This window comes from Mesorhizobium sp. M7A.F.Ca.MR.362.00.0.0, assembly GCF_004023175.1.
Lineage (GTDB): Bacteria > Pseudomonadota > Alphaproteobacteria > Rhizobiales > Rhizobiaceae > Mesorhizobium.
Window position 1 is genome coordinate 1,211 of the sequence record NZ_RZTF01000101.1, and the last position, 4,452, is coordinate 5,662.

Genomic DNA, 4,452 nt, shown 5'->3' on the forward strand with positions numbered 1-4,452 from the left:
GAACGATACCGACAGCGAATTGCCGCCGACAATCGGCAGCGACAGCCATGCGTCGAGCACCCACAACAAATGCAGCTTGGCGAGCAGCCAGGTGAGGATGCCCTCCTTGGCCAGGATCAGCTTCCAGGCGTAGATCTTGACCAGATAGCTCGACCACAGCGGCAGCATGATGCCGAGATAGAACAGCGCCTTCCAGCGACCGCGCGCATAGCGCGCCGCGTAATAGGCGATGGGGAAAGCGATGACGGCCGAGGCCAGCGTGACCAGGGCCGCCATCGTCACCGTGCGCAGGATGATGTCGAGATTGGCGGCCTGGAACAGGTCGCCATAAGTCTTCAGCGTGAACTCACGGTTGATGAGGCCGGAAAACTCGTCGATGGAGAAAAAGCTCTGCGCCAGGAGCGCAAACAGCGAGCCAATGTAGACGATACCCAGCCACAGAACCGGAGGCAGCAGCATGAGCAGCAGCAGGACCTTCGGCTTGCGCCAGAAAAGGTCCGATAGCGCGCCGCGCAAGCCGCCGCTGCCGGGCAGGATGGCGGGCGCTGTTGCACGCATCATGGCGGCGTCGAGGCTCATGCCGGCTCGTCCATCAGATGCAGGTGCTCGCGGTTGAAGGTGAGCACCACCGCCTCGCCTTCCCCAGGCAAGGCCGTGCCGGCGGGCACGATGGCGTGCAGCCGCAGCCCGTCGGCGTCGAGCGCCAGCTTCGTCGTGGCGCCGAGATAGTTGGTCGAGACGAGGCGGGCGGATACGCCTTCGCCACTTGTGCCCGCGCTGGCCGCGCGGCCGACACGAATGGATTCAGGGCGCAGGCTGCCCCAGCGATGCTGGCCGGAATAGCGCTGGACGAAATCCGGCGGCAGCACGTTGGAGGAGCCGACGAAATCGGCGACGAAGCGCGTCTTCGGCCGCTGGTAGATATCCTCAGGCGTGCCGACCTGCATGATCTTGCCATCGTTGAAGACGGCGACGCGGTCGGCCATCGACAGCGCTTCGCCCTGGTCGTGAGTGACGAAGACGAAGGTGATGCCAAGCGCCTTCTGCAGCGACTTCAGTTCCTCCTGCATGTTCTCGCGCAATTTGAGGTCGAGGGCGCCGAGCGGCTCGTCGAGCAACAGCACCTTTGGCTGGTTGACCAGCGCACGGGCGAGTGCGACGCGCTGGCGCTGGCCGCCGGAAAGCTGGCCGGGGCGGCGGGCGCCATAGCCGGGCAGCCGTACCAGTGACAGCGCCTCTTCCGCCGCCTTGTGCCTGCCAGGCTTGCCGACGCCCTTGACCATCAGCCCGTAGGCGACGTTGTCGAGCACGTTCAGATGCGGAAACAGCGCATAGTCCTGGAACACGGTGTTGACGTTGCGGCGATAGGGCGGAACGCCCTCGGCGCGTTCGCCGAAGATCGAGATCGAGCCCGATGTCGGCTGCTCGAAGCCGGCGATGAGGCGCAGGCAGGTGGTCTTGCCGGAACCTGACGGGCCGAGCATGGCGAAGAATTCGCCCGGCACGATGTCGAGATCGACCGCGTCGACGGCGCGCACGCTGCCGAAATGGCGCGAGGCTTTCTGGAAGGAGACGGCGGAGGTCATGGGCTGTCCTGATCTGTCAGGCAAATCAATTCGGGCTGCGGTGCAGCGTTCTTCTAGCGGGCGTTTGCGCAGCCCCTCATCCGCCTGCCGGCACCTTCTCCCCGTACAGTGACGGGGAGAAGGGAAGCACTCCAAGGCCGGTGACCCCCCTCTCCCCGCTTCTTCACGGGGAGAGGGTAAGGTGAGGGGCGGCGCTGCACTCTCAGGCGAAGCGCGGAATCACCTTCCGCCGATGACGCCGATATAGTCCGACACCCAGCGGTAGTACGGCACGCATTGGTCGTTCTGGGTGGCGCATTTCGACACCGGGGTCTTCCAGAACTTGATCTTGTCGAAGTTCTCGTAGCCGTTGGTCTTGCAGCCCTCGTCGGTCAAAAGCTCATTGCCCTTGCAGGCGGCGGGCACCACGGGCAGCGAACCGAACCAGGCCGAGACGTCGCCCTGCACCTTGGGCGACAGCGAATGTTCCATCCACATATAGGCGCAGTTGGGGTTGGCCGAATCGGCTTCCATCATCGTGGTGTCGGCCCAACCGGTCGCGCCCTCCTCCGGAATGGTGGACGCTATCGGCTTCTTGGCGGCGACCAGCGTGTTGACCTGGAAAGGCCACGAGCCGGAAGCGACGACGCCCTCGTTCTGGAAATCGTCGACCTGAATGGCGGCGTCATGCCAGTAGCGGCCGACCAGCGTGCGCTGGACGCGCAGCAGGTCGAGTGCCGCCTTGTACTGGTCCTCGTTCAATTCGTAGGGATCCTTGATGCCGAGTTCCGGCTTGTGGAACATCAGATAGTTGGCGGCGTCCGCGACGTGGATCGGCCCGTCATAGGCCTGGACGCGGCCCTTGTTGGACTTGCCGTCCGGCAGCTTCATTTCCTCGAAGACGACATTCCAGCTCTTGGGAGCTTCCTTGAACACGTCGGTGTTGTACATCAGGACGTTCGGACCCCACTGGTAGGGAACGCCGTAATGGGCGCCGCCAACGGTGAACCACGGCGCGTCCTTGAGGCGCTCGTCGACCGTTTTCCAGCTCGGGATGAGATCGGTGTTGATCGGCTGCACGCGCTTGCCGGCAACGAGGCGCAGCGAAGCATCGCCCGAAGCCGTGACGAGGTCGAAACCGCCCTCATTCATCAGCGAGACCATCTCGTCGGAGGTGTTGGCGGTCTTGACGTTGACCTTGCAGCCGGTCTCCTTCTCGAAGGAGGTCACCCAGTCATAGCCCTTGTCGGTTTCGCCGCGCTCGATGTAGCCCGGCCAGGCAACGATATTGACCTGGCCCTCGCCCTTGCCAAGTTCCTTGACCTGGGCGACGGCTTGACCGGAGAAGGTCAGCGCGACCGTCAGAGCAGTGCACGACTTCAGGAATGAATTCATTGTCGATCTCCCATTTAGGCGCCTGGCCCCGAAGGCCGGTTTCGGTCTTCGCTAGGGGTCACGCGCGGACTGAAAACTGTCAGTTCGTCCGTTGGGCTTGATGCCGCTCTGATGGCGGCTTTGGTCCCTGAACCGGAAAGTGCTTTGAAAATTCCGGTTTCGCAAATTCATTTATCAGAAGGGCGATATCGGTTTTTCCGATAGGTTGGCAGCCGATCTCTCAGGGACGCTGGCGAACCGTCCGTTGCGACTGGGCAAGACCGATGAAATCGCGCGCGGCCTGCGGCAGACCGGAGCCGCGCCGCCAGACCATGCCCACCTGGACCACCGGCAAGGAGCCGGAAATATCGCGCGATTCGATGCGGTCGCCTTCCAGCGACCAGGGCCGGTAGACGAGGTCGGGCAGCAGCGCCACGCCGGCGCCGGTGGCGACGAGACTGCGCACGGCTTCCACGGAACGGGTGCGGAAGGCGACATGCGGCTTGGCGCCGATTGCCGTCAGCAGCTTGCCGGTATTCTCCTCGATCTCGTCGACGGTCAGCATGATCAGCGTTTCGGAGGCAATGTCGCCAATGCTGATGATGTCGGCGCCGACGAGCGGATGACCGAGCGGCAGCCACAGCCGATAGGCCGAGACTTCGAGGATTTCCGACTGCAACGCGGTGCGGTCGCGCAAATTGGAGGTGACCATGACGGCAATGTCGAGCTTGCCGCCGATCAGGAGGTGTTCGAGATAATCGCCATTGTCCTCGATGGCCGAGACCTCGACACCGGGATAGGCGCGGCGGTAGCGGGCAAGCAGATCCGACAGCACATAACCAGCAACCAGCGAGGTGACGCCGAGCTGCAGCCGGCCGGCCGCCACCGCCTGCTCGCCGGAGAAAGAGCGGCGCGCGTCGGAAACGTCCGCGAGGATCTTCGTCGCGTGGCGCAGGAACTGGTGGCCCTTGTGGGTGATGTTGAGGCCACGCGGATGGCGCTCGAACAGTTCGACGCCGAGATCGCTTTCGAGCTCCTTGATCGCTTCGGTGACCGACGATTGTGAGATCGACAGGTTCTGCGCGGCGCCCGAGACCGTGCCTTGCTCGGCGACGGCGATGAAGAACTGCAGCTGGCGGATGGTGAAAGCCATGGCCGGACTAAACACGGCGGAGGCGATGCTGGGAAGTGGCGACCGGCGAACACTTGACGGCATCGCCAATCGTAACTAACTAAGTTACATGAAGCGCAACAGCCGACTGTCCTCGACCTTGCACATTCTCGTCCACATGGCCGAGAAGCCCGAACAGGCGTTGACCTCCGAGCAGCTTGCCACCTTCATCCACACCAATCCGGTTGTGGTCCGCCGCACCATCGCAGGCTTGCGCGATGCCGGCATCGTCACCTCGTCGCGCGGGCACGGTGGCGGCTGGCTGCTCGGGCGGGCGCCCGAGAAAATATCCCTGGCCGAGATCAGCGTCGCCCGTGGCGAGACGCGGCTGCCGTTCAGCAC

Annotated in this window: 5 protein-coding genes; 1 reads left to right on the forward strand and 4 read right to left on the reverse strand. The window is 63.7% G+C overall.

The window, feature by feature from the left end; genetic code table 11:
* The 4 genes from EOC06_RS42585 to EOC06_RS15095 form a co-directional block, all read right to left on the reverse strand.
* A partial coding sequence (locus tag EOC06_RS42585) for an ABC transporter permease (protein WP_368773587.1) occupies positions 1–561 on the reverse strand: 561 nt, incomplete at its 3' end.
* Positions 562–575: 14 nt separating this feature from the next.
* Positions 576–1,586 (reverse strand): ABC transporter ATP-binding protein, encoded by a 1,011-nt coding sequence (locus tag EOC06_RS15085; RefSeq protein WP_128308150.1) that lies wholly within the window; start codon positions 1,584–1,586, stop codon positions 576–578.
* 219 nt (positions 1,587–1,805) lie between these two features.
* On the reverse strand, positions 1,806–2,960 hold the full coding sequence (locus EOC06_RS15090) for an ABC transporter substrate-binding protein (protein ID WP_127267885.1): 1,155 nt from the start codon (positions 2,958–2,960) through the stop codon (positions 1,806–1,808).
* Positions 2,961–3,180: 220 nt separating this feature from the next.
* Positions 3,181–4,092 (reverse strand): LysR substrate-binding domain-containing protein, encoded by a 912-nt coding sequence (locus EOC06_RS15095; protein WP_013528025.1) that lies wholly within the window; start codon positions 4,090–4,092, stop codon positions 3,181–3,183.
* Between the two features lie 88 nt (positions 4,093–4,180).
* Between EOC06_RS15095 and EOC06_RS42590 the strand changes: the two genes are divergently transcribed.
* Positions 4,181–4,452, forward strand: a 272-nt coding sequence (locus EOC06_RS42590) for an Rrf2 family transcriptional regulator (RefSeq protein WP_245469619.1), incomplete at its 3' end; no start/stop codon positions are given.

Coding starts and splice junctions, on each gene's coding strand:
- EOC06_RS15085 (WP_128308150.1), bottom strand. CDS start 1,586: ATGACCTCCGCCGTCTCCTTCCAGAAAGCCTCGCGCCATTTCGGCAGC.
- EOC06_RS15090 (WP_127267885.1), bottom strand. CDS start 2,960: ATGAATTCATTCCTGAAGTCGTGCACTGCTCTGACGGTCGCGCTGACC.
- EOC06_RS15095 (WP_013528025.1), bottom strand. CDS start 4,092: ATGGCTTTCACCATCCGCCAGCTGCAGTTCTTCATCGCCGTCGCCGAG.